This is a genomic window from Bacillus sp. UMB0728, from assembly GCF_002858875.1.
GTDB classification, from domain to species: domain Bacteria; phylum Bacillota; class Bacilli; order Bacillales; family Cytobacillaceae; genus Bacillus_AB; species Bacillus_AB infantis.
This window is the reverse complement of sequence record NZ_PKLA01000004.1, coordinates 199,383-224,528: the sequence shown is the minus strand read 5'-3', so window position 1 is coordinate 224,528 and position 25,146 is coordinate 199,383. Positions and strand designations below refer to the sequence as shown.

Here is a 25,146-nt window from a genome sequence, read left to right as displayed (position 1 = left end):
TAAAACGGAATCTGCCGGTTTTTTCTGAAACTTTGGAAAGTATTTCTTCAAAATCAAAAATCTATATATTATAATGAATGTTAATAGTCTAAAAGTTACATAGTTTTATTTCTGCTTATTAGGACAATAGTTTGGTTCAGCGAAGAAGAAATAGGGGGAATAGATGTGAAAGGGGAAAAAAAGGCAAGGGTTAAAAAGGCTAAAGCCAAAAAGCCGAAGATAAAAAAAGAAAGAGGCAGGAAATGGCCCGCCTTGGCTGCAAAGCTGATGAATACTAAGTTCTGGAGAAAGCTTAAGCTGGGACAGAAATATGGAGCGGCTCTATTCATTACTATTGGTCTTTTTGCCGTTTCAACCATCATTACGTTTGTATTGCTGACGATGGTTAATGTAAAGATGAATACAGTTGAAGAAACAGGGGATAAGACGATCCAGACAACAGAAATCGCAGCCCTGTTCAATAATAAAGGAAGCACTATCGGAAATTTCATCATTGATTCCAATCCTAAACACCTCAATAGTTTCAAAGATCTTGAAGAAAGCATGGACAAGCTCAAAAAACAGGTGCAGCCTTCACTCAGGAATGAGGAGACAAAAAGCCTCTATAAGCGGATTGATCAAAATGACAAGCAGATAACAAAGATTTTCAATGATGTCATCATCCCTGAAGTAAAGCTTCAGAATGTCAGGGGCTACCGCCTGGGCAAATTACAGGTGGATAATATTATCACAGAAACAGTCGGCCAGTTGGACGAGCTGCGAAGCATTCTCAAGGAAGACCAAAAAAGTGCTGTTGCATCAGCCAAAGCCGGAACCATTCTGACGATGATTGTATTGGCTGTCTCCGTCGTTGTTTCTTCTGTTCTGGGAGTGGCGAGCATCCTCCTTATCGGGCGACTGATCTCGGGCAAGCTGAGCCAGATTGTCACCTTATCGAATGAGGTTGCAGCAGGAAATCTTAATGTAGAATCGGTGGAAATGGAAGGGGAGGATGAACTCGCAGAGCTGAGCCGTGCCTCTAACTCCATGAAAGAAAAGCTTCAGGCTATGATACAGGAGATTTCAGCCGTGTCCACTTATGTGACTGACAGAAGCGGGGAGTTGAATATCTCGGCGAATGAAGTCAGATCGGCAAGCCAGCAGGCAGCATCCACCATGCAGGAGCTTTCAGGTGGAGCAGAAGAGCAGGCCAATTCTGCAACAAGCCTTGCTGAAATGATGGAAGATTATCTGGGTAAAGTTGAGTATGCCAATAAGAGCGGCGCTGCCATCAGGAAAGATTCAGGCGAAGTTCTGAATATGACGAAAAATGGCGATGAGCTTATGAAAGAATCACAGCAGCAAATGCTGCGCATCAACGAGATCATGAAATCTTCTGTACAAAAGGTGCAGGGACTGGATGAGCAGACTAAGCAAATCTCTAAGCTTGTGCAGGTTATCCATGATATAGCAAACCAAACCAATCTGCTTGCCCTTAATGCTGCCATTGAAGCTGCAAGGGCTGGTGAGCATGGTCGAGGCTTTGCCGTGGTGGCGGATGAGGTAAGGAAACTGGCTGAACAGGTATCTTTCTCTGTGTCAGACATTACCAGGATTGTTAAAGGGATTCAGGCAGAATCCAATGACGTCGTCCTTTCCCTTAAGCATGGATATGAGCAGGTAGAAGAGGGGACCGGCCAGATTGAGCATACAGGCCAGACATTCCAAAATATCTATCAGTCTGTCAACAGGATGTCTGAAAACATCAATGAAATTTCCAGGAGCCTCGAACAAATTTCAAGCAGTTCTGCGGTAATGAATGACTCAATTGAAAATATTGCATCCGTTTCCGAGGAATCTGCAGCAGGGATTGAACAGACGAGTGCCTCCATCAGCCAGACAAATCATTCGATGGAGGAAATTTCTGATAATGCCCAGTCATTGTCCGAGCTCGCAGATCAGCTGAACGAGATGATTTCTAAATTCAGGCTATAAATGAACAAAACAGGCTGCAGGCAAAACTCATTTTTGCCGCAGCCTGTTTTTCATAGAGTCTAAGCTGTTTCGTCTCAACAGAAAAGGGAAAAAATTGCTGGTAATTGTCTAAAAATTGTTTTTTTTTAACCCCAACAGTAATAAAATGTAAGTGTTGTAGTATACAAGCCATAAAAGCCGATAGAATTTTCCAGCACAGTTGGAAAGGTATAAGATAGATGTCAGGCAAGTCTATGTCTTCGAGGAGGAAAATAGGTGGGGGCTTTATCTGATATAGCAAGAAAACAAATGGAGGAAAGGATAGCCGTGCTTGAACTGGAAAATGAAAGGCTGAAACAGGCGGCAGAGCAAATGGGAAAGTCTGTAGTAGCCAATCATGTTTTTGATTCCGCAGCAGATGGAATGATCATCTATACTGAACAGCGGGAGATTATTGCGGTTAATCCTGCCATGTCTCGGTTTTTAGGTACTGAGAAGGGACAGTTCGAGGGACTTAGGCTGGATGACCTGGTTCCCGTCGATTATCATTTTAAGCTGGAAAAGCAGAAAAAGCTGCTGCAGTCCCAGGAAAAAGTCAAAGGTGTTCTGCCGATGGCCAATAACGGCAGCCTTGCCTACTTTGAATTTACAACGAGCCGCCTTCCTGATAGCCGCCTCCTTTTGTCCATATTCAGGGATGTTACAGAGAAGAGACGGCTGGAGCAGAAAATCCGCAAACATGAAGACTTGTATAAAGACCTGTTTGTGGAAGCGCTCGATGGGATCGTTTACTGGAAGGATAAAGGGACAATCATCAATGCAAACCAGGCAGCATGCAGAATATTTGAAAGCACCCATGATGAACTTCTTGCCGGGAAGGTGGATGATTTTGTTCTTCACAAGGATGAAAGCTATTTCCAAATTCTCGAGGAGCTGTACAAAGAGGGACAGGTAAGGAATGAGCTGTTTTTTCTCATGCCAAATGGGCAAAAGAAGCTGCTGGAATTCACCGTTAAGCTGAACGCCGTTGAAGGCTATCATATGACGATTTTCAGGAATGTCAGTGAGCGGCATAAAATGGAAGAAGAACTGCGGGAAAGCGAAAGGAAATTCCGCAGCATTTTTGAAGGTGCCCTGGAGGGGCTGATACTGTGGGATGAAAACTTTACCATTGTCGATATCAATGCTTCAGGAGAAAGAATGCTGCAGATGAGTCAGCATGAAATTGTGGGACAGTCCCTGCTTGCGCTGCTGAATGATTGTAATATAACAGAAGAGGAGCTGCGCATGCATCTGGAGGAACTGTCAGGCAGCGGCCAATCCAACGGGACGATTTCTTATATTTTGAAATCCGGCAGAAAAATGCATTTTGAGTTCTCTTTGAAGCAAAATGTCTTCTCAGGGCTCAGCCTGACGACTTTTAAGGATATTACAGAGAAGCTGGAGATGGAGGACCAGCTGAAGAAGTCTGATACACTGAATGTGATTGGGCAATTAGCAGCGGGAATCGCCCATGAGATCAGAAATCCAATGACAGCTTTGAAAGGGTTCATTCAGCTTCTGGAAGACAGTGCAGGGAGCGGAAATTCCATGTACTTCAATATTATTACCTCTGAACTGCAGAGAATCGACTCCATTATAAATGAATTCCTGATTCTGGCGAAGCCACAGGCCATTCAGTATGTCGAGAAAGATATTATCCAGCTGATGAAAGAGACAGTTGAGTTCCTGACTGCCCAGGCAGTTCTCCATAATGTCCAGTTCAGGACAGATTATGCCAAGAACCTTCCCCTGGTCTTCTGTGAGCCGAACCAATTGAAGAAAGTGTTCATAAATATTATTAAGAATGCGATTGAAGTGATGCCAAAGGGCGGAATCATTACCATTTGCATTCAAAAAAACAGGACAGGCAGCATCCGGATTTCCATAAGGGATGAGGGATCCGGCATTCCGCCGGAAAAATTGCGAAAGCTGGGAGAGCCGTTTTATACAACGAAAGAACGGGGGACCGGGCTGGGCTTAATGGTCACATATAAAATAATTGAAGAGCATGAAGGTAATATTGAAGTGGAAAGCAAAATGGGGGAAGGAACCGTTTTTCATATCGATCTCCCCATAAAGCGGGGCGGGTACCAGGATCCAGGCGGCATTTTTACTTTATAGCAAAAAAGAAATACCGATTGTTCAAATTTGTATCATTCAGCAGAATGATGCATTTTTTTTGCAAAAGAATTGACTGTTGTAATCTAATTTGATATAAATCTAATTAGACATACATCAAATTTGGAGGCTGATCTCATGCAGTTAGACAGACTGGTGGCATTTCATAAAACGATGGGCGACCCTGCCAGAATACGGATTATAGCACTATTATCGAATGGGCCTCTGCATGGCCAGGCAATTGCAGGCAAATTGGGCCTTACTCCCCCGACGATCACCCATCATTTAAACAAGCTAAAAGCTATTAATAGCATCTATCAGCGCCGTGATAAGAACACCATCTATTATTACGTGAATGAATCGGTTATCAAACAGCAGGCAGAGGTTCTCATTAACCTGTTTGATAAAAAGGAAGGAGAGATGGAAGAAATGCTGGAAATGCATAATGAGAAACAAAAGGTTATCGAAAATTTCATCACAAAAGAAGGGAAGCTCAAGAATATACCGGCACAGCGCAAGAAAAAGCTGTTTATCTTTGAGCATATTGCTTCAGGTCTGAAAATGGGAAAGAAATATCCTGAAAAAGAGCTTAATGAGTATATAAAGAAATTCCATGAAGACTATGCGACGATCAGGAGAGAATTTATCGTCAATCATTTCATGTACAGGGAAAACAGCGTTTATGAGTTGAACCCCCGTGAAATGTGGGCTAAGCCGGAGTAGCTTGATATGGCCTATATGTATGAGCATATACCTGGAACTGATTTTGTCCCAGTCTTTGCTTCGGCTGTTCTTGATGGCCTTATACCAGGTGAGGTACAGGAGAGGCAAGGAAGTCTGCTGATATCCCTCACTAGCGGCATCCACTATGCCGCGGGACGAGCGGGAGAAGGGTCATTTGACCTGCTGGCAGGAAAATTGGATGAAGCAGAGAAAAATGGGAGGCGGTTCACACTTTTTTCCGGCTCTGCCGAACTGGATCAATTCATATCCGGCCAGTTTGGAGAGAGGCTCAATAAGCATCACCGCCATTCCTTTCAAAATTTTTCGCCGGTTCCTAAACTGTCTACCAAAAGCAGCGAAGTCTCCTTTTTTCCGCTGGATAGGGAGTCAGCAGGTGAATATCCTGAGTTCCGAATGGATTATTTCAGCACATACTGGGGATCCATTGAGCATTTTCTGAGATCCGGATTCGGCATCAGGGTGCTGATGGGAGAGCAGGCAGCCGGTGAATGTGTTTCTATATTCAGGAGCAATGAATTTGCCGAAATGGATATCCATATAGCAGAAAGTGCCAGGGGAAAGGGGCTGGGAGCCATGCTTGCTGCGAGATTCATTAAAACTGCCCTGGGAAAAAATCTGCAGCCGCGCTGGGATTGCAGCGCGGCCAATCTGGCAAGTAAGAAGCTTGCAGAAAAACTGGGTTTTTCTGAACCTGCGGAATACCTTGTTTTCACCCTGCCGAAACAAGGCTGACAATCCTGCATAAATCCTTTGCATCTGCGATTTCCCTGCGCTGAAGGATCAGGTTTCTCCCTGCAGCCAGTGCAGCTCTCTTGGCAGCCAGGCGCGCCTTTTTGTCTTCTATCCCGTCAAGGTCAGCAACATGGGCCAGTCCGATTGTCCTTCTTATCAGCTCACAGCCTGCAAAACCAACCGCATCTTCCCAATATTTCTGAAGCACAGCGGATAGAAAACCTTCTGTTCCAGCAAAAGGATCTTTATTATCCTTCTGCCATAAAAGAGAGAAATCATCTGAGAAAGTTCCCCAGAATGTTTCAATATGATGATCTATAAGTCTCGTTTTCTCAGGATTGGCGATAGACTGGAATAACAGATTGGCAATCACCTGTCCGATATCAAAACCTGCAGGGCCGTAGAAAGCAAATTCCGGGTCGATGACTTTTGTCTCCGCATCGGAAGCAAAGATGCTTCCTGTATGCAAATCACCGTGAAGCAGCGCCTCCGCTTCATTTAAGAAAATTTTCCTGAGGCGCGCTGCCTCGAGTTTCAATGCTGAATCAGCCCATAAGGCTTCTGCATCGCCTTTCAGCTCTTCTTCAAAATCATTGGTCGGGCTATTGAAATAAGGATCTGCAAATATCAGGTCTTCCGTAATTTTGCACAGCTCCGGGTTGTAAAAATCTTTGGCAAGCTTTTTCTTATCAGCCTGAAGAAGGCCGTAGTCCGAGGTATAGAACAAAGTTCTTGCCAGGTAGTTTCCAAGATGGCCGGAAAGCAGCGGATATTCTTTTCCAGAGATCAGCCCTGTACGGCTGATCTCCAGGTGTGAAAGATCTTCCATCACAGTCACCGCGAGCTCTTCATCATTGTAGAAAACTTCCGGCACAAAATCCGGAGCAAGCTTTTTAAAAAGTTTAAGCGCTTCTGCTTCAATAGCAGCCCTTTTCAAGGTCAGCGGCCAGCTTTCGCCTACTACCTTGGCAAAAGGGAGAGCCTGCTTGATAATCAGGCTTTTTCCTGTCCCGTTTTCCTTGATCCTAAAGACAAGGTTAAGATTTCCGTCGCCTATTTCTTCCGTGGCTAAAGATGCATTTCCGGGAAACTGGCCAAGGCTTACAGCGAGTTCCGCGGCTGTTTTTTCTGTCAGCGGAGCATATTTATTTTTTACGAGTGTCATCATTTTTCCCTCCTGAATTTGGAGGCTTTATTTATCCATCAGGACATAAAAAAGCCTCTTTCTCATGCTGAAAGAGGCTTGAAGTATTGAGCTTCGCACCTCTTATCTGCCAGAAAGCCAAGCTTTCTGCTGGAATTAGCACCGTGCCTTATGGAGGAATTCTCCGGCGCAAGGATTGCGCCCCATCTCACGATGGAATTACGGTCGGTTGCTGGGCATCATCGGGCCAAGTCCCTCTGCCTGCTCTTGATAAGAGAATATAAGTTTGTATAAACGGCTGCCGCCAGCCATTTGAAAAAATAGTAACAGCGGCATATGTTTTCTGTCAATAAAAATTTAAAAAATTCTAATAGAATTCCGGTTTGCGGTCAGTAAAAACCGGGATGCGTGCCCTCACTTCCTCTACAAGCCTGAGGTCGAGATCTGCTGAAAGGATTTCTTCGTGCTCTGAAGCCTCTGCAACGACTTCGCCCCATGGATTGATGATGATGGAGTGGCCGGCAAATTGATTGGCCGGATCAGATCCGGCCCTGTTGCAGGCAACCACATAGCATTGATTTTCAATGGCTCTTGCAATCAGCAGCGCGCGCCAATGGGCGAGGCGGGGCAGGGGCCATTCAGCCACGACGAAAATGGCTTCTGCTCCTTCAAGTGCATGCTTGCGGATCCATTCAGGAAAACGGATATCGTAGCAGATAAAGCCGGCCATGGGATGGCCATTCAGATTGAAAGAAGCATCCCCGCTCCCGGGTGACAGGTGGAGATGTTCATCCATCAGTTGAAAAAGGTGCAGCTTGCTGTATTGGTGCAGCAGTTCACCTGTGCTGCTGACTGCAAGCAGGGTGTTGAAAACACCATCCTCTGTTTTATTTGCGATGCTTCCTCCAATGAAGGCAGCATGATGCTTATGGGCCATAGTCTGCAAAAACCGGATGCTTGATTCTGCGTTCCTGTCCCCGATTTCTTCCAGTCGGGTTAAATCATAGCCCGTTGTCCACAGCTCAGGCAGCACGATGATATCGGGATTGTCTTTGCTTGCGCGCTCGATCAGCGTTTCAGCTTTTTCGTAATTTTTCTCAGGGCTGCCAAAGGAGATGTCCATTTGGATGCAGGATATTTTCATAGGGTAAACCTCCGTATGCAAAGGATAAAATGATAAAATTTTAGAATATTTCTTTACTTCCTGCCTTTTACGTTATATCTTTGTCATTGGTTTTTCAAATAAAAATTTAATCCACATGTAAAGCAGGTGACTATGTGATGAAAATATTTCCTCAATCTGAACTGTTGCAAAGTCTGCCAAAGCAGTTCTTTGCAACATTGGTGCAAAAAGCAGCCAGGTATGCCGGGCAGGGGCATGATGTCATCAATCTTGGCCAGGGAAACCCTGACAGGCCCACACCGCCGCATATCGTCAGGAAACTTCAGGAAGCAGCCGAAAATCCCCTTAATCATAAATATTCCCCTTTTCGCGGTCAGCACAGCCTGAAAGCTGCAGCAGCTGAATTTTACAAAAGGGAATACGGTGTGGACCTTGATCCGGAAAAGGAAATAGCTATTTTATTCGGCGGGAAGGCTGGCCTGGTTGAAATTCCTCAATGTATTCTCAATCCAGGGGAAACGATCCTTGTTCCTGACCCGGGGTATCCTGATTATTGGTCAGGAGTGGCCCTTGCGAAAGCTTCTATGGCTGTCATGCCCCTGAAAGAAGAGAATCATTTTCTGCCGGATTATGGTGAGCTTTCTGAGCAGGACATCGAATCAGCCAGGATGATGTTCCTCAATTATCCGAATAATCCGACCGGAGCCACGGCTACGAAGGAATTTTTCGAAGAAACGGTCCGCTTTGCAGCGGAAAATGAAATTTGCGTTGTTCATGATTTCGCCTACGGTGCAATTGGCTTTGACAGCAAAAAGCCAGTCAGCTTCCTGCAGACGGAAGGGGCAAAGGAAACAGGCATTGAAATTTATACACTCTCTAAAACTTACAATATGGCAGGCTGGAGAGTGGGGTTTGCGGCTGGGAATGAAAGTGTGATTGAAGCCATCAATCTTATGCAGGATCATCTGTATGTCAGCCTTTTTGGTGCTGTGCAGGAAGCGGCAGCAGAGGCTTTGTCCGGGCCGCAGGCATGTGTGGATGAACTGGTGCAGGTCTATGCTTCCAGGCGGAAAGCTTTTATTGAAGGCCTTAGGGAGATAGGCTGGGATGTTAAAGCACCGCAAGGATCATTTTTTGCCTGGCTGAAAGTTCCGGAAGGCTGGACGTCTGAGCAATTTGCCGATGTTCTGCTCGAAAAAGCGCAAGTAGTTGTGGCTCCCGGCATCGGATTTGGCGAATATGGAGAAGGATATGTCCGCGCAGGTCTGCTTGCAGATGAAGAGAGGCTTAAAGAGGCAGCAGCAAGGATCGGAAAGTTGAATATTTTTTGAAAAATCAATTGACATGTTTTAATAATCATGTCATAATCCAAATGAATTATTGATTATCTGAAAACTTTAAATTCCACATAGATTTCGTTTTCTTATCAAGAGCAGGCGGAGGGACTAGCCCTATGAAGCCCGGCAACCGACTTTGTAAAAAGCACGGTGCTAATTCTTGCAGCGTTTGAGCTGATAGATGAGAAGATGTTGGACACAGCTCTGACCTCTTCTTTCTGAAGGGGTCTTTTTTATTGATTCTATTTTATTATCGTAACTATTCGCAGGTGAGAGAACCGCGATCAGCATGACCATACATAAATGCAGGGGGAACAGGATTATGAGTGAAATTATCGCGTCATATTTACTGAATGGTTCCAGCGGTGATCTGGAGAAAAAGGCAGAGGAAATTGCCTTGGGATTGACGGTGGGATCGTGGACAGATCTGCCGGATTTAGAAAAGGACCAGCTTAAGAAGCATAAAGGGAGAGTCGTTTCTGTTGAAAATGGGGAGCAGGATGGAAATGATGGGGCTGCGCTGATTAAAATTGCCTACCCGGCCGCAAACTTCAGCGCCGACCTGCCTGCTGTTCTGACAACTGTATTTGGAAAGCTTTCGCTCGATGGAAAAATTAAGCTTCTCGACCTGGATGCAGCAGAGAGCTTCAAGCGGAATTTCCCGGGCCCGCTTTTTGGCATTGAAGGAATCCGCAATAAGCTTGGTGTTCACGGACGGCCGCTGTTAATGAGCATCTTCAAAGGCGTGATTGGGAGAGATCTCAATTATCTTCTGAAGCAGCTGAAGGAACAGGCACGCGGGGGAATTGATATCGTTAAGGACGATGAAATTTTCTTTGATAATGAGCTTGCCCCTTTCTCAGAGAGGATTACAGAAGGCAAAAGGGTTCTTAGGGAAGCTTTTGAAGAAACAGGGCACAGAACACTTTACGCAGTGAATCTTACGGGCCGTACGTTTGAGCTGAAGGAAAAAGCAAAAAAAGCGGCTGAGCTTGGCGCTGATTTGCTGCTGTTCAATGCCTTTGCCTATGGACTGGATGTTCTTCAGGCATTAAGGGAGGATGGAGATATCGCCCTTCCGATCATGGCTCACCCGGCAGTGAGCGGTGCAATGACTTCTTCTCCTGTTTACGGCTTGAGCCACAGCTTACTGCTTGGAAAGCTGGCCAGGATGGCAGGTGCAGACTTATCCCTGTTTCCGTCGCCATATGGCTCGGTGGCATTGGAGCGGAACCAGGCATTATCCATCAGTTCCGCGCTGACAGAGGATGATATTTATAAAAAAAGCTTTCCTGTTCCTTCAGCCGGGATTCACCCTGGCCTGGTCCCTTTGCTTGTCAGGGACTTCGGGATGGACAGCGTCATAAATGCCGGAGGCGGCGTCCATGGCCACCCTGATGGTGCTAGAGGCGGGGGAGCAGCGTTCCGGCAGGCAATCAGCCTTGTGCTGGAAGGAAAAACCTTGCACCAGCCTCAGCAGGAGTTTCCAGAGCTGGCAAAAGCAATAGCGCTCTGGGGAAGCAAAGAGGTGGCGCAGCATGGATAGGATTGCAGTGTTCTGCGACTTTGACGGGACGATAACAGAATCAGATAATATCATCAGCATCATGAAGCACTTCGCCCCGCCTGAGTGGGAATCGCTGAAGGACAAGGTCCTTGCTGAAGAAATTTCCATTCAGGATGGCGTCGGTCAGATGTTTGCGCTTTTACCGAGCAGCCTGAAAGAGGAAATCACTTCCGATGTCCTCAGTCAGGCAAAGATCAGAAACGGATTTGAAGAGTTCATTGCGTATCTGAAAACAGAAAAAATCCCTTTATACATCGTCAGCGGGGGCATCGACTTTTTCATTCACCCGCTGCTTGAACAGTTCGGCCCTTTTGAAGCCATCTACTGCAATCATTCTGATTTCAGCGGGGAGATGATTAAAATCAACTGGCCGCATGAATGTGATGAAGAATGTGACAACGGATGCGGCTGCTGCAAGCCTTCGATCATGAGATCGCGGGACGAAGAAGGGTTATATAAAATTGTCATCGGCGACAGCATTACAGATCTGCAGGCCGCGAAGCAGGCAGATTTTGTACTGGCAAGAGATCTGCTGCTGCAGAAGAGCAGAGAGTTTGGCCTGGATCACAGGCCGTTTACCGACTTTTTTGATTGCATTACAGAATTAAAGAGATTGATAGGGGTGAAACTATGAGCCTCATCCAGGAAAAATGGGACCAGCTGGCAGATATAAAGGAAGAACTTGCAGGCCGTGACTGGTTTATGGGAACAAGCGGGAACCTTGCGATTAAGGTTGCTGCCGAACCGCTGCAATTCCTCGTTACGGCAAGCGGGAAAGATAAGCGGAAGCGGACAGAAGAGGATTTCCTGCTGGTCGGCCATGATGGGAAGCCGGCAGATGAAACCGGCCTGAAGCCCTCTGCAGAAACGCTTCTCCATGTAGAAATTTATAAAAGGACCAAAGCGGGATGCAGCCTGCACGTCCATACGGTTGACAATAATGTGATTTCTGAATTGTACGGGGATGCAGGATCTGTTGCTTTTAAAGGCCAGGAGCTTATCAAAGCTTTTGATAGGTGGGATGAGGATGCAGTCCTGACGATCCCGATCATTCCTAATCACGCCCATATACCGAAGCTTGCTGAGTCTTTTTCAGAGCATATACTGGCCGACTCGGGTGCTGTCCTGATCCGCAACCATGGCATTACAGTATGGGGCCGAACACCTTTTGAAGCGAAAAAGCTTTTGGAGGCTTCAGAGTTTTTATTCCGTTATCAGCTGAAGCTGCTGCAGCTGAAGCAGATTCAAACCGCTATATAAAAGTTGAAGGGAGACTATAAAGATGGCTTATATCGTATTGCAGGAAACAAGAGAAGAAATCAGGAACCAGGAAGAGGTGGCCTCTTTCCTTGACAGCCAGGAAGTCATTTATGAAAACTGGGATATTCAAAAGCTGCCTGTGGATCTGAGAGAAAAGTATAATCTTTCAGATGAAGAGAAGGAAAGGATCCTTGAGAGTTTTGCCGCTGAAATCAAGGATATCTCTGAACGAAGGGGCTACCAGGCGCAGGACGTTATTTCGCTGTCTGAAAGCACGCCGAATCTTGACCAGCTGCTGAAGAATTTCCAGCAGGAGCACCATCACACAGACGATGAGGTCCGTTTTATTGTCAGCGGGCACGGCGTTTTCATTATACAGGGGAAAGACGGCGGCTTTTTTGAAGTATTCCTGGATCCGGGCGACCTGATTTCTGTGCCGGAAAACATCAGGCATTATTTCACCCTCCAGGAAGATCGCAAGGTTGTCGCCGTACGCATCTTTGTTACCTCTGAAGGCTGGGTTCCAATCTATGAAAAAGAAGGCGCAGAAGCTTAATTAAAGAGAATAGAGGCAGCTGTTCTGCCTGTTAAAAAGGGATCGGGAAAAATACCGGTCCCTTTTTGTCTTTTTGGGAAGATGATATCTATGTGATTAAGAATATTTGCTCCAAAAGTTTGAAACCCTGTTGATTGCAGCGGCAGAGCTGAGACCCCGCAGGAGGCACGACGAGGAGGCTTAGCGCCGCCCCGCGGAAAGCGAAGTGCCTGGAACGGAAATCAACATACTCAGTTTGAGGAAGTATCCAGGTAATTCATCAAAGAACTGTTTAAAATCAGAATGGGAAGATCCAAAAAAATTAATAAACCCTGTTGATTGGAGTGGAAGGCACGTAGACTCCTGCGGGATTGCAGCGGCAGAGCTGAGACCCCGCAGGAGGCACGACGAGGAGGCTTAGCGCCGCCCCGCGGAAAGCGAAGTGCCTGGAACGGAAATCAACCGCCCCATTCAAGAATAAAAACTATGTACGAAACTAAATGCTAATCGTAATTATGGTCTCTTGAGTTCCCTCAATAAAAAGTCATATAGGGTTTTTCCTTGCGGTAATAATCAAGACGATCCTGCAGGGTTCCGGTGTGATATTCGAATTTATGCCCATCCGGATCCTCAAAATAGATCGACCGGCCGTCTTTTTCATGCCTGCTTCTGCCTGAAAGAATGACAGCCCCGGCTTTTATAAGCCTTTTTTCCAGCCCTGCCAATTCTCCTTCTTCTGCATGAAATGCAATGTGAGTATAAGAATCCTTTATTTCTCCTCTTGGTATATCTTTTTCTTCATTTAAAGCTATCCACAGCCCATCTAAATCAAAGTAGGCAGTTGTCCTGCCGGAAATCAGCAATTTTGCGTTGAATGCTTCCTGATAGAAAGAAATGGATCTCTCAAGATTTGAAACAGAAAAACAAAAATGGTTAATTAGCTGCATTCCTTTTCCCGCTTTCTTTACTTTACCGTCAGAATAAAATCTGCAAAATAAAAAGAAATTTGTCGAAACAATATATTTCGGATTGTGAAACAACATTTTTTCTTGAAGAATTTGTCTAATATTGCGAATCTATTTACTTTTATAGAAATTCTTGTAATAATGCTTCAAGTGGCCTATTATTCCTTGGCATTCCGCAGATGATGTCAAATAGAGAAGGGAAGCTGGGGAAATCGCCTCTGTTTTTATTATTATATAAAGAGAGACATAATTAAAGAGGGAAGATAGAATGATTGGATTATAAAAAAAGGAATGGGACACGGATTAGGAGGAAAAGAAAGTTGTGCCAGTCAAATGAATATTTAATGAAAGAAATCCAGGTGAAAAGGGAAGCGATGATTAAGATTGCAGAGAGAGAAGGAATTTCAAGTGCGGCGACGATCCGCTGCAGCCAGGAGCTTGACAAGCTGATTCTGGAGTTTCAGCAAAGCATGAAGAAAGAGAGCAGAAATCATGAAACTGTTAAGGGACCCTATAAAGAGATGATCCTTTGGCCGAGGGAGCTTGCTAAAGTCTAAGCGGCAGATTTGACAGTTGTCAGCTCTAAAAAGGATTATCCGGGTTCTGCCCAAACATTATTGCGTATCTTATTACTTCAGCCAAAATACTCGCAAATTACACTTCACAGCTATTCTCCTCATAGAAGAAAACAGCACAGCATAAACATTTGGAAAAGCATAGGCTCTGCGGCGGGATCTCCCGGGGCTGATCAAAATCCGTTGAAGAGGGGCCTGTTTTATAAGGGCCCCTCTTCATTTTTATCCTGCAGTTAAAAAATATTGATCAGAAAGATCATGAAGAGCAAGCCTATGATGAAGGAATAAGTGGCAGTGCGTTCGTTTCCGTCTCCATGGCTCTCAGGGATCAGCTCTTTATAAATAATGAAGAGCATGGCGCCTGCGGCGAAAGCAAGGCCATAGGGAACAAGAATGCTGATAAATGATGTAAGATAGAATCCGAGAAGCCCGGTGACGATCTCTATCGCACCTGTCAGGGTGGCAATAATAAATGCCTTGAATTTGTTTATTTTCTGGTTTACCAGAAATAAAGCCACAAGGAATCCTTCAGGGGCATTTTGCAATCCAATGGCAAAGGCGATCAAATTGCCTGTATCTTCTGTGCTCGAAGCGTAGCTGACCCCTACGGATAACCCCTCAGGAATATTATGCAGTGTGATGGCTGCGATGATCAGCATTGCCTTTTCATCAAATTCGAGCCCTTTCTTCGAATGCTGAAGATCAATATGAGGGATATTCTTCTCCAGCAGCGTCAAGGAGAGAACTCCGAGGAAAACACCCGCAGCCAGCGGCAGAAATCCACCCGCAGCCAGCGCTTCCGGAATAAGCCCCATCATGGAGGCTGCCATCATGATGCCTGCTGTGAAAGCCAATAGGATGTCTCTCCAGCTGTGGGTGATGCTCCCGTGCATAAACAGTATGATCAAAGCCCCAAGTCCTGTTGAAAGGGCAGACAGTACGCTCCCGATAATTACCTCGCTCATGGTATAAAGCTCCCCGCCTTTCCTTTGAAGCATGATGAGCACCATGCAATCTGGTCTAACCGTATTTATGGGCTTAACGCGCAATACTAATATATACAGCAGAAGGAAAAAAGTTCCCCGTAAAATAATTGTGCAGCTGAAAAGAATATGAAAAAGGCTGTCCAAACCGGTACCAGGGTTCGGACAGCCTGCATAATAGCTGATCTTATATATCTTCGGCCTGCATTTCTGCAAGCTGGCGGTCTGATGGAAGCACAGCCGATAAAAGGCCTAATAGAGGAAGGAAGCCAGTGACAGCCAAAGTCAGGGGAAGGCCGATCATATCTGCGAGCCATCCGAGCGCAACCGAACCGATTGCTCCCATGCCGAAGGCCAGGCCCACTGTGAGACCGGACATGGTGCCGATTTTTCCAGGCACCAGCTCCTGCGCATACACTACAGTAACCGAAAAGCTTGCCATCAGAATAAAGCCGGTTAACAGCAAAAAAATAAAAGCAAGTTCTTTTGGCATATACGGCAGCAGAATTGAAAATGGTGCAGATGCAGCCATTGAGACAAAAATGATTCTCTTTTTTCCAAACCGGTCAGATAATGGGCCGCCAAAGAATGTTCCTGCAGCGCCTGCTGCCAGGAATGCAAATAAAAATACTTGTGCCTGCGTAATCGTGAAGGAATACTCCGTTATCGCGTAAAAAGCGTAGAAATTGGTGATGGCTGATATATACCAGGAACGAGTAAATATCAGGAAAAGGATGACGGCCAGTGAAAGTACTATTTTGTTTTTTAGGGCAGTTTGCCGATTTTTGCCGGCCCTGGATTTTTTCAGCCCCAGCTGCTTTTCCTCCTTCAGTCTTCCTGAATACCAGAAGGCGATATAAACAAGAAGGCCGGAAGCGAGGGCTGCAGCCAATGTAAACCAGGAAGCTCCTCTTTGCCCCAGAGGCACAAGAATGAGGGCTGTAATGAGCGGTGCAAGTGCCTGTCCTGTATTGCCTCCCACCTGATAAATTGACTGTGCCAGTCCCCTTTTTGTCCCTGCAGCCATATAAGCGACGCGCGATCCTTCAGGATGGAAAATGGCTGAACCAAGGCCAATCAGCACAACAGACAATACTATTGAAAGAAAATTCCCGGCCAAAGCGAGGCCGAGCACCCCGGCCAGTGAAATGGCCAGCCCAATTGGAAGAGCGAATGGCATCGGCTTACGGTCAGTCAGTATGCCAGTAACCGGCTGGAGGAGCGAAGACACGATGTTAAGGGAAAAAGCAATGAATCCAAGCTCCGTATAAGTCAGCCCCATTGACTTTTCGAGGATGGGAAACATGGCAGGCACTACAGCCTGGATCGTATCGTTCAACAGATGGCAGAGCCCGATGATGAATAAAACTTTATAGGCTGTACCTTCGTTATATTTTTGCTTTTGGACTGCTGCAGGGTGTCCCATTGAATTCCCTCCTGGTGTTTATTTGCCGATAGAGTTCTTGATTGAAATAACACATAATAAAATAGCATAATATATTTTAGTAGATTTATCCATGATTCATTTACAATGGATCTGGGAGGATGTCATTTTTGGAGGCAAATATGGAAAAATATATTCAGGAATTGCTGGATGGCAGCTCCATCCTTAAAGACATGAAGAATACTTTTGGACTTGAAGAGGATTGCAGACTTCTTGGGGATTTTGAGAATTTTGTTTATGAAGTAAATAAGGGTGGAACGCCCTATATTCTCAGGCTGACTCATCAATCGCATCGGTCTTTTCACAATATTGCAGCCGAGATTGACTGGCTAAATCATTTATTCTCTGAGGGTATTCAAGTTCCTGAGGTGATGATGGCTTCAGGAGAAAGGATCATAACCGCCGGGTGCAGGGATGGCAGCAGTTTCTACGCCTGTCTGTTTTCGAAAGCTCCGGGCAGGCCAATCAAAGTAACTGATAGAGAGTTTGACAAAGATCTTTTCAGGTCATGGGGCAGGATCATTGCCCAGATGCATGAAGCAACAGCCAATTATAAGGCAAATGCTGAAATTGGAGCAAGGCCGGGCTGGGATGAGGAAGATGTCCTTTTCCCTGAAAGGTATGTTCCCGCAGAAGGGCATGCAAGAATCATTGCGAACAGCAGGGAGCTCATCAGCAGGATTAAAACGCTGCCTGCAGGAAAAGACAGCTTTGGGCTTGTACATACAGATCTTCATTCAGGCAACTTCTTTTTTGATGGAAAAAAGGTCTATCCGTTTGACTTTGATGACTGTGCCTATCACTGGTTTGCCTCAGATATAGCCATCCCGGTGTATTACTCGGTCCTTTACCGCTTTAAAAACGGAACACAGCAGGAGAAAAATGCTTTTGCAGCAGGATTTCTGAAGGAATTTGCTTCAGGATATGAGGAAATCAGGCAGCTTCCTCCCGGGTGGCTTGATCAGCTCCCGCTGTTTCTGAAGCTTAGGGATGTTGTCCTCTATACTGTCCTCCATAAAAAGATTGCGCCTGAGGATAGAAGCACTGGACTGCTTTCAATGATGGCTGATTTGAAGGGCAGGATCGAGGACAAACAGCCGATTTTCACCCTTGAATGAGTAAAGCAGAGCACCGTATGGTGCTCTGCTTTACACGTGTTGATAAATTGGGCCTGACACCTTAGTCTTTTACAGGCAGCAGGATCTCAGCTTTTGTGCCTTCATTCACTCTGCTTGAGATGGTGATGCTGCCTCCAAAGGACTCAATGATCCTTTGGCATACAACAAGGCCTAGCCCAGTTCCCATATCCTTTGAAGTGAAAAATGGCGTGAATACCTTCTCAAGGTCTTCCTCACGGATGCCGGAGCCTGTGTCTTCCAGTATGATACTGTGCCATTTGCCGCCGGTGTGCAGGGAGATGGAGAGCCGTCCCCCGTCCGGCATTGCTTCAAAAGCGTTCTTTGCAAGATTGAGAAGTACCTGCTTCAGCTGATCCTGGGTACCCTCGGCAATCGCCGGGTTATCCGGAAGATGGTAGGTGCACTGTACATTTGCCAGGGACGCTTCTGATTCGAAAAGGGGAATCAGGTCAGAAATGATTTCTTTCAGATTGATTTTTTCCAATTTCAGGGCAGCAGGTTTTCCCAGGATCAGAAACTCACTTACAATTTCATTGATTCTGCTTATCTCCGTGTCAATCACTTTAAAGAAGTACTGATCGTCGGAATGTGTGTATTTTTCACTGAGAAGCTGGACAAGCCCTTTTATTCCGGTCAAAGGATTCCGGATTTCGTGGGCTGTACTTGCTGCAAGGGTGCCGACCAGCTCAAGCTTCTGCAATTCGTTTTTCTTCTTTTCCTCTGCCGCCTGCTTTTTAAGCATGAAATATTTGATAAAAAAGAAGATGATATGGAAGATGATCAGCAGTCTTGCAATAAATCCCGCAGCCTCTTTAAAGATTGCTGCGTTATCTCTGTCAGGGACTGCTGTTTTGATCGTCCAGGGGAGTCTCTCGATCGGGATCATGACTGTCTGCTTATTGCCAAATGAATCGGAACCGGCCATATTAAAGCTCATGATCGGCGCATCCTCCTGGTTGTAGACGACCAGCCTGGCATCGGGCGTCAGCATGGTCAATATATTTTCAATGTGGTCTACCCTGATCTGTGCTATGGCAATTCCGGCGATCTCCCGGTTCTCTTTAAGCACCGGCGCTGCCAGGCCAATAACCTTCTGGCCGTTTTCGAGCGTTTCCTGCCTGGAGGAAATGACGATATCCTTAGCATCCATCGCTTCCTGTATATAATTTTTTTCGAGCATATTTTTGTTGTCAAACAGAGAGTTTGATCCTGCGATGACTTCTCCGCCGGCATTGGCTACATATAATCCCCCATAGCGTGAATCCATCAGATGGATGCGCTGAAGCAGCGGTGAGATTTTTGCAGGATCCTGCATTTCCGCAGAGGCCGCAATAGAAAGGACCTCAAGGGTAGAAACGGTTTCCGAGATAAAGTCATCCCAATGCCGCTGGTGGATGGCTGCCGTCCACCTGGCAGCTTCCTGGCGGTCGCTGATATTCTGATCCAGCTCTTTGTTCATATAAAAGAGGCTGGAAATGACAGCAGGGATCATAACGGCTGCGAGATACAGAATATAGTTCTTTGGTTTTTTCATTTGTATGTACCTCAATAGATATTTGTATAATTGAGAAGAGCGCCTCGTATCCGGGCGGGCTTATTTGTTATTATACCACTTATGAACAATTCAAGTTTAACAGCAGCCAAGAATGATAAATAGGTACTAAAGGGAGGAGTTAGATGAAAAATAAAGAGATAGTATCGTTCCTGATTACATCTGATTTGCATGGCAGCATCTATCCTTATGATTACAGCACGGGAAAAGAACAAGCAGCGGGGCTTGCCAAACTGGCATCAGTGATCAGGCAGGAGAAGGCGAAGGCAGACCATACACTCCTTCTGGACAATGGCGACCTGATCCAGGGCACGCCGCTTATGTACCATTATTCCCGGTTCTTAAAGCACCGTGTCAATCCCATGGTCCAGGTCCTGAATAAGCTGGAGTATGATGCTGCTGTAATCGGCAACCATGAATTCAATTATGGCATCGAAATGATCAAGAGTGCAGCCAGCGAATCCAATTTCCCCTGGCTGAGCGCCAATGTGCTGCACCGGACAACGAAGGAGCCGTATTTCGGAGTGCCCTATATGATTAAGGAAATGAATGAGCTTAAGATTGCGGTCCTGGGGATTACAACAAGCCATATCCCGAATTGGGAAAGGCCTGACTATATCCAGGAACTTTTCTTCGATTCTGCAATTGAGACCCTTGCACGCTGGATTCCTTATGTAGAAGAAACTGAAAAGCCCGACTTCCTGGCGGTCGCTTATCATGGAGGCTTTGAACGGGATAGGGAAACAGGCGCCAAAGCGGAGGAGGAAACAGGAGAAAATGAAGCTTACAGGATCTGCATGGAATTTCCGGAAATCGATCTGCTGATAACCGGCCATCAGCATAGGAGGCTGTCTGGCAAAGAGGTGAACGGGGTGCCGGTCATCATGCCGGGAGCCCATGGAAGCCATTTGGGCAAAGTAGAAGTGACTTTTGAAAAGGTCCGTCATGAATGGACAATCGCCGGCCTCGACTCATCTTTGATCAGCAATGAAGGTGAGTGTGATAAGGAAATCATCCACGATGCAAGCTTTTACGAAAATGAAACGCAAAAGTGGCTTGATGAAGAAATCGGCTCTCTGACAGAAAGTATGCTGATCACAGATCCACTGGAAGCCAGGATCAGGGAGCATCCATTGATTGAACTGGTTAACCGCGTCCAGATGGATGCTTCCGGGGCAAAGATATCCTGTACAGCCCTGTTCAATGAAGGAGCACCCGGGTTCAGCAGCACGGTGACCATGAGAGATATCATGACCAATTATATTTATCCAAACACACTTGCTGTATTGCAGATAACAGGCCAGGACATTAAAGATGCACTGGAAAGGTCTGCCTCCTACTTCAGGGTCGGTGAAGATGGGGAAATTGCCGTCAATCCGTCATTTTCAAAGCCTAAGCCGCAGCATTATAATTATGATATGTGGGAAGGGATCGAATATGAACTGAATCTATCCCAGCCTGAAGGAAGCCGTGTCACTGTTTTGGAGCACAGAGGAGAGGCCATGAAAATGGATGAAGTGTTTGAGGTGGTCATGAACCATTACCGTGCAGGTGGAGGAGGCGGCTACTGGATGTTTAAGAACAAACCTGTTATCCGGGAAATCCATAAGGACATGACAGAACTGCTGGCTGAATATATCAGGAGAGAACAGCCTGTAAAGGCAGAAGTGAATGCAAACTGGAAGGTTACAGCCAATTCTCATTTATTGCAGCCCAAAAATTGACACAGGAGGCAAGCTTCCTTATAATAATGCTGAATTTGAGATAAAATAACGTGTTAAAGGATCTGTTTAAAAATGGGGAATGAACAGGTAAATCAATCATTAAAGCTTTTTATCGTTTTATCAAGGGCCTGCAGGGCTGTTAATGAGAATGTCAATAAGCTGATTCAGACATACGGATTGAATCCGACTGAATTTGCGGTGCTTGAGCTGCTCTATCACAAAGGAGACCAGCCGCTGCAGCAAATCGGCGGCAAAATCCTGCTCGCAAGCGGCAGTATTACTTATGTTGTGGACAAGCTTGAGGAAAAAGGGTACCTCCGCCGGGTGGCCTGCCCGACAGACCGGCGCGTGACATTTGCCCAGATTACAGAAAAAGGCAAAGCGTTCATTGAGGAGATCTTTCCGTCTCATGAGCAGTTCATCCATGAACTGATGTCAGAACTATCTAATGAAGAAAAGCAGACAGCAATCGATCTTTTAAAGAAGCTCGGCTTATCTGTCGGAAGATTTTAAAGCAAAGCACAGTGATCTTGCTGTGTTTTTTGTTTTTTAGGAGGATTTTCCTGCTGGATGTCGAATCTTTAGTATGGTTTTTTAAAATAAAGCTATTCGGGGGGAAAAGAATGAAATTCAGTGAATATACATATGTCCGTCCAGACATGGACGAAGCAGGAAGGAAATTTGAAGCTGCACTGGAGAGGTTCAGGGGGGCAGCAAGTGCCGATGAACAGAATGAAGCGATGAAAGAGATCAATCAGATTCGCAACGATATCGGAACAATGTTCAACTTATGCTATATCCGCCATTCAATTGATACTAATGATGAATTTTATAAAAATGAACAAGACTATATGGATGAAGTACAGCCGCAGCTGGAAGGGTTTGTAACAGATTACTATAAAGAACTGGTAGATTCCAAGTTTCGTTCAGAACTTGAAGGAAAATGGGGTAAGCAGCTTTTTGCGCTGGCAGATGCCCAGCTGAAGGTATTCAAGCCGGAAATCCTGCCACTTATGCAGAAGGAGAATAAGCTATCTTCTGAATATACGAAGCTGATGGCCTCCGCCAAGATCGATTTTGAAGGGGAAGAGCGTACACTGGCCCAAATGGAGCCATTTACTGAGTCGACCGACAGGGAAATGAGAAAGAGGGCCCAGGAGGCACGTTTCGGATTCCTTGCTGATAATGAAGAGGAGCTTGACCGTATCTATGACGACCTTGTAAAAGTCAGGACAGAAATCGCACATAAGCTTGGCTATAATAACTTTGTAGAGCTGGCTTACTACAGAATGTACCGGACGGATTATAATGCAGAAATGGTCGCCAAATTCCGCAGACAGGTCAAAGAGCATATAGTCCCGATCGCGACAAAGCTAAAGCAGCGCCAGCAGGAAAGAATCGGACTTGATGAATTAAAATACTATGATGAGCCTTTCCAATATAAGACGGGCAATGCAGCACCGAAGGGAAGCCCTGAGTGGATCATTGAAAACGGCCAGAAAATGTATGACGAACTCTCAGAAGAAACAGGCAGATTCTTTTCTTTTATGAATGAAAATCAGCTGATGGATCTTGTGGCGAAGAAGGGGAAAGCAGGAGGCGGCTACTGTACCTATATTGAAAACCATAAAGCACCTTTCATCTTTTCCAATTTCAATGGCACTTCAGGTGATATCGATGTGCTGACACATGAAGCCGGCCATGCTTTCCAGGTATATTCCAGCAGCCATTTTGAAATTCCTGAATACAACTGGCCGACATATGAAGCAGCGGAAATACATTCCATGAGCATGGAGTTCTTTACATGGCCATGGATGGAAAATTTCTTTAAGGAAGATACAGATAAGTATAAGTTTTCCCATCTGAGCTCTGCATTGCTTTTCCTTCCTTATGGCGTAAGCGTAGACGAATTCCAGCATTGGATATACGAAAACCACACTGCTACTCCGCAGGAACGTAAGCAGGCCTGGAGGGAAATTGAGAGGAAATATCAGCCGCATAAAGACTATGAAGGAAATGAGTATTTGGAGAATGGCGGTTTCTGGCAGCGCCAGGGGCATATCTTTAATTCTCCTTTCTATTATATCGATTATACACTTGCACAGATTTGCGCTTTCCAGTTCTGGAAGCGTTCAAGGGAAAACCAGGAAGAGGCATGGAGTGATTATGTCAAGCTGTGCGGATTAGGCGGAAGCCTTCCTTTCACAGAGCTGGTCAAGGAAGCCAATCTTCTTTCGCCATTCGAGGAAGGCTGTGTAGAATCCGTGATTGGTGAAATTGAAAGCTGGCTGAATTCTGTAGATGACAAAAGCCTGTAAAATTAGATGAGCCGGGGATTCCCCGGCTCTTTCTTGCTGTTCAGGAAATTTTAAATCGTATATCCTGGGGATTATTTTCAATTCCTAATCAATGTCCAGCAGCTGCGCCGGGATCACAAACCAAACCTCCCAAAAAGTCAAAGAATTCCTTTCCGTGAGGCACCCAGGAAGCTGGCCATGCCCACAGGACTTGGCGTTCTTAGTCTGCGTTCCTAAAGGTGATCAAGGCTCTTGCGCTTTTGTCCTGCAGATATTACTATTTTACTGGCTGCTGTCCAGATCTTCTTTAAAAAGGGGGAGATGGATTTCGGCTGTTGTGCCGGAGCCCATCCTGCTTGTAATCGAGAGCCTGCCTTTATGCTGCTGGATAATCTGCTCTGTAATCATCAGACCGAGGCCAGTACCTGATTCCTTTGTGGTAAAAAAAGGTTTTTTGATATTTTGCAAAAGTTCTTCGGGCATTCCGCATCCGCTGTCTTCGATTAAAATTCTTGCTTCACCAGTGCTGGTCTGTCTGCATGAGATCTTTACAACACCGCCCTCCGGCATAGCGTCGATGCTGTTTTGGACAAGATTGATGCATGCCTGCTTCAGCTTGCCGGTGTCGCAAAGGACAGTTCCGCATCCAGGAAGAATATCCTTCAAAAGGTGCACATTTTTATAATGTGCCTCAGATTCAAACAGGAGCGCTGTTTCATTTAGCAGCGGTTCCAGCGGCTGAGGCTTCATGTTTGGTGTGTGCGGTTTGGACAGATATAGAAATTCATTAATAATTCCGTTCATCCGCTCCAGTTCTGAATGGATGATTGAAATATATTGCCTATAGTCATTCTCCTTTTCACCAATCATTTGTATAAATCCTGATATAACGGTTAATGGATTTTTAATTTCATGGGCGACGCTCGCTGCCATTTCACCGGTGACCTTCAGTTTTTCAGAATTCCGCAGATACTCTTCCAGCTTTTTCTTCTCAGTAACATCCCTTATGACCATCGATACTGCAAAAATTTTATGCTGAGCATTATAGACAGGGGATACGGTCGCCTCTAGCACGCTCGGCTCATCACTGACACCCGGAAAGGAAAGTTCAGCTCCGGAAATACTGCGGCCAAGAAGCGCCGAATCCAGCATATCCGAGATTTTACCATTTTCATCCGCTATGATGGTTTCAAGGCTGTCCCCAGGCTCTGGAGCTGTGGAGTGAAACAGCAGGGAGAAACTGTTATTCATTCTTAGAATCCTTTTTTCTGCATCTGCAATTACAATGGAATCGCTGGTATTGTCAAAAAAAGCGTCGATATAGGATCTGGTCGATTCCAGGTCTTTCCTTGCAGCCATTTCGCTTCTCTCTGCTTTTTCCCACAGCCTGTTCGCGTGTTTGATCATGAAAAACAGCAGAATGCTTGTGAGCAGGGCAAAAAGGAGGATATAAGGCAGGTCCTCAGGGCCGGACATTTCTGCAATTAAATGTCCATTTGCTGCATTCAGGATGATAAGGGCTGCAGCAGCCAGCGAGGTGGAAATGCCAAGCGCAAGATAACTCTGATAAAAGGCTGATAAAATGATCCCGAACACCAGAAAAATATAATTGACCAGATAAGGAAGCTGCAGGTTCAGGTAAAACAGATAACTGTATATACTGGCCAGGATTACAATCATCATGAAGTGAGGCTTTGGCTTAAGATAATAGAGGCCGGTGAGCAGCAGGCAAAAGCCAAGGCCGACAGGCGGCCACAGCAAATCATAGCGCTGATCGACCAATGTGTAAAAAGCTGTATCGATTATGTAAAACAGCCAGAGCAGCTGTATCAAAAGCAGATTCCGGCTTTCTATCAGGCTTGTTTTGTTCATGCTTAGGGTGCCTTTCGGTTAGTATATTAACCAATTTTAT

General features: G+C 45.6%; 21 protein-coding genes, 1 pseudogene and 2 riboswitches. Of the genes and pseudogenes, 15 read left to right on the top strand and 7 right to left on the bottom strand.

The window, feature by feature from the left end; genetic code table 11:
* Positions 1 to 267 precede the first annotated feature (267 nt).
* The 5 genes and pseudogenes from CYJ37_RS28065 to CYJ37_RS16945 all read left to right on the top strand — a co-directional run.
* Positions 268 to 1,035: pseudogene (locus tag CYJ37_RS28065) on the top strand (HAMP domain-containing protein); the annotation flags it as partial.
* The gene (locus CYJ37_RS28060) at positions 1,027 to 1,974 is read left to right on the top strand and encodes a methyl-accepting chemotaxis protein (RefSeq protein ID WP_371931617.1); all 948 of its coding nucleotides are present in this window, start codon (positions 1,027 to 1,029) and stop codon (positions 1,972 to 1,974) included. The pseudogene CYJ37_RS28065 and the gene CYJ37_RS28060, both read left to right, overlap by 9 nt.
* A gap of 255 nt (positions 1,975 to 2,229) precedes the next feature.
* The gene (locus tag CYJ37_RS16955) at positions 2,230 to 4,116 is read left to right on the top strand and encodes a PAS domain-containing sensor histidine kinase (protein ID WP_224950112.1); all 1,887 of its coding nucleotides are present in this window, start codon (positions 2,230 to 2,232) and stop codon (positions 4,114 to 4,116) included.
* A gap of 135 nt (positions 4,117 to 4,251) precedes the next feature.
* Entirely contained in the window at positions 4,252 to 4,836 is a 585-nt protein-coding gene (locus CYJ37_RS16950) for a DUF2087 domain-containing protein (RefSeq protein ID WP_094768838.1), read from the top strand.
* A 6-nt stretch (positions 4,837 to 4,842) separates the two neighbouring features.
* Positions 4,843 to 5,589, top strand: coding sequence for a GNAT family N-acetyltransferase (locus CYJ37_RS16945; RefSeq protein ID WP_009794255.1), 747 nt, complete (start codon positions 4,843 to 4,845; stop codon positions 5,587 to 5,589).
* On the opposite strand, the gene mtnK is transcribed toward CYJ37_RS16945, so the two are convergent.
* Positions 5,567 to 6,757, bottom strand: coding sequence for an S-methyl-5-thioribose kinase (gene mtnK, locus CYJ37_RS16940; RefSeq protein WP_101550767.1), 1,191 nt, complete (start codon positions 6,755 to 6,757; stop codon positions 5,567 to 5,569). The genes CYJ37_RS16945 and mtnK overlap by 23 nt on opposite strands.
* 96 nt (positions 6,758 to 6,853) lie before the next feature.
* A riboswitch (SAM riboswitch) is annotated at positions 6,854 to 7,010 on the bottom strand.
* Positions 7,011 to 7,100: 90 nt separating this feature from the next.
* Positions 7,101 to 7,877, bottom strand: a complete 777-nt coding sequence (locus CYJ37_RS16935; RefSeq protein ID WP_101550765.1) for a carbon-nitrogen family hydrolase — start codon at positions 7,875 to 7,877, stop codon at positions 7,101 to 7,103.
* Positions 7,878 to 8,014: 137 nt separating this feature from the next.
* On the opposite strand from CYJ37_RS16935, the gene CYJ37_RS16930 reads away from it, so the two are divergent.
* The 5 genes from CYJ37_RS16930 to CYJ37_RS16910 all read left to right on the top strand — a co-directional run bounded on the left by CYJ37_RS16930 (position 8,015) and on the right by CYJ37_RS16910 (position 12,576).
* Positions 8,015 to 9,187 carry a pyridoxal phosphate-dependent aminotransferase gene (locus tag CYJ37_RS16930; protein WP_101550763.1) on the top strand — a complete coding sequence of 391 codons (1,173 nt, stop codon included), beginning with the start codon at positions 8,015 to 8,017 and terminating at the stop codon, positions 9,185 to 9,187.
* Between the two features lie 89 nt (positions 9,188 to 9,276).
* A riboswitch (SAM riboswitch) is annotated at positions 9,277 to 9,381 on the top strand.
* Between the two features lie 134 nt (positions 9,382 to 9,515).
* Positions 9,516 to 10,739, top strand: a complete 1,224-nt coding sequence (mtnW, locus tag CYJ37_RS16925; RefSeq protein ID WP_101550760.1) for a 2,3-diketo-5-methylthiopentyl-1-phosphate enolase — start codon at positions 9,516 to 9,518, stop codon at positions 10,737 to 10,739.
* Positions 10,732 to 11,394: a 2-hydroxy-3-keto-5-methylthiopentenyl-1-phosphate phosphatase gene (locus CYJ37_RS16920; protein ID WP_101550758.1), complete on the top strand. Its 663-nt coding sequence runs from the start codon at positions 10,732 to 10,734 to the stop codon at positions 11,392 to 11,394. Before mtnW ends, CYJ37_RS16920 begins: the two co-directional genes overlap by 8 nt.
* Complete coding sequence (locus CYJ37_RS16915) at positions 11,391 to 12,020, top strand: methylthioribulose 1-phosphate dehydratase (protein WP_009794262.1); 630 nt, start codon at positions 11,391 to 11,393, stop codon at positions 12,018 to 12,020. Before CYJ37_RS16920 ends, CYJ37_RS16915 begins: the two co-directional genes overlap by 4 nt.
* Positions 12,021 to 12,042: 22 nt before the next feature.
* Positions 12,043 to 12,576 carry a cupin domain-containing protein gene (locus tag CYJ37_RS16910; protein WP_009794263.1) on the top strand — a complete coding sequence of 178 codons (534 nt, stop codon included), beginning with the start codon at positions 12,043 to 12,045 and terminating at the stop codon, positions 12,574 to 12,576.
* Between the two features lie 512 nt (positions 12,577 to 13,088).
* Here CYJ37_RS16910 and fosB read toward each other — a convergent pair.
* Positions 13,089 to 13,502 (bottom strand): metallothiol transferase FosB, encoded by a 414-nt coding sequence (fosB, locus tag CYJ37_RS16905; RefSeq protein ID WP_022543648.1) that lies wholly within the window; start codon positions 13,500 to 13,502, stop codon positions 13,089 to 13,091.
* Positions 13,503 to 13,840: 338 nt separating this feature from the next.
* On the opposite strand from fosB, the gene CYJ37_RS16900 reads away from it, so the two are divergent.
* Positions 13,841 to 14,077: an aspartyl-phosphate phosphatase Spo0E family protein gene (locus CYJ37_RS16900; RefSeq protein ID WP_022543649.1), complete on the top strand. Its 237-nt coding sequence runs from the start codon at positions 13,841 to 13,843 to the stop codon at positions 14,075 to 14,077.
* Positions 14,078 to 14,328: 251 nt separating this feature from the next.
* Here CYJ37_RS16900 and CYJ37_RS16895 read toward each other — a convergent pair whose 3' ends face one another.
* Together CYJ37_RS16895 and CYJ37_RS16890 are read right to left on the bottom strand one after the other, a co-directional pair.
* Positions 14,329 to 15,060 (bottom strand): ZIP family metal transporter, encoded by a 732-nt coding sequence (locus CYJ37_RS16895; RefSeq protein WP_009794266.1) that lies wholly within the window; start codon positions 15,058 to 15,060, stop codon positions 14,329 to 14,331.
* Positions 15,061 to 15,265: 205 nt separating this feature from the next.
* On the bottom strand, positions 15,266 to 16,504 hold the full coding sequence (locus CYJ37_RS16890) for an MFS transporter (RefSeq protein ID WP_101550756.1): 1,239 nt from the start codon (positions 16,502 to 16,504) through the stop codon (positions 15,266 to 15,268).
* Between the two features lie 140 nt (positions 16,505 to 16,644).
* Between CYJ37_RS16890 and CYJ37_RS16885 the strand changes: the two genes are divergently transcribed.
* Entirely contained in the window at positions 16,645 to 17,640 is a 996-nt protein-coding gene (locus CYJ37_RS16885) for a phosphotransferase enzyme family protein (protein ID WP_180827373.1), read from the top strand.
* 61 nt (positions 17,641 to 17,701) lie between these two features.
* Here the strand turns inward: CYJ37_RS16885 and CYJ37_RS16880 are convergent, their stop codons facing one another.
* Positions 17,702 to 19,195, bottom strand: coding sequence for an ATP-binding protein (locus tag CYJ37_RS16880; protein ID WP_101550752.1), 1,494 nt, complete (start codon positions 19,193 to 19,195; stop codon positions 17,702 to 17,704).
* 143 nt (positions 19,196 to 19,338) lie between these two features.
* Between CYJ37_RS16880 and CYJ37_RS16875 the strand changes: the two genes are divergently transcribed.
* The 3 genes from CYJ37_RS16875 to CYJ37_RS16865 all read left to right on the top strand — a co-directional run bounded on the left by CYJ37_RS16875 (position 19,339) and on the right by CYJ37_RS16865 (position 23,255).
* Complete coding sequence (locus CYJ37_RS16875) at positions 19,339 to 20,937, top strand: bifunctional metallophosphatase/5'-nucleotidase (protein ID WP_101550750.1); 1,599 nt, start codon at positions 19,339 to 19,341, stop codon at positions 20,935 to 20,937.
* Between the two features lie 72 nt (positions 20,938 to 21,009).
* Entirely contained in the window at positions 21,010 to 21,450 is a 441-nt protein-coding gene (locus tag CYJ37_RS16870; protein ID WP_009794271.1) for a MarR family winged helix-turn-helix transcriptional regulator, read from the top strand.
* 110 nt (positions 21,451 to 21,560) lie between these two features.
* The gene (locus CYJ37_RS16865) at positions 21,561 to 23,255 is read left to right on the top strand and encodes a M3 family oligoendopeptidase (protein WP_101550748.1); all 1,695 of its coding nucleotides are present in this window, start codon (positions 21,561 to 21,563) and stop codon (positions 23,253 to 23,255) included.
* Positions 23,256 to 23,516: 261 nt separating this feature from the next.
* On the opposite strand, the gene CYJ37_RS16860 is transcribed toward CYJ37_RS16865, so the two are convergent.
* Complete coding sequence (locus tag CYJ37_RS16860) at positions 23,517 to 25,106, bottom strand: two-component system sensor histidine kinase NtrB (RefSeq protein ID WP_101550746.1); 1,590 nt, start codon at positions 25,104 to 25,106, stop codon at positions 23,517 to 23,519.
* Positions 25,107 to 25,146 lie beyond the last annotated feature (40 nt).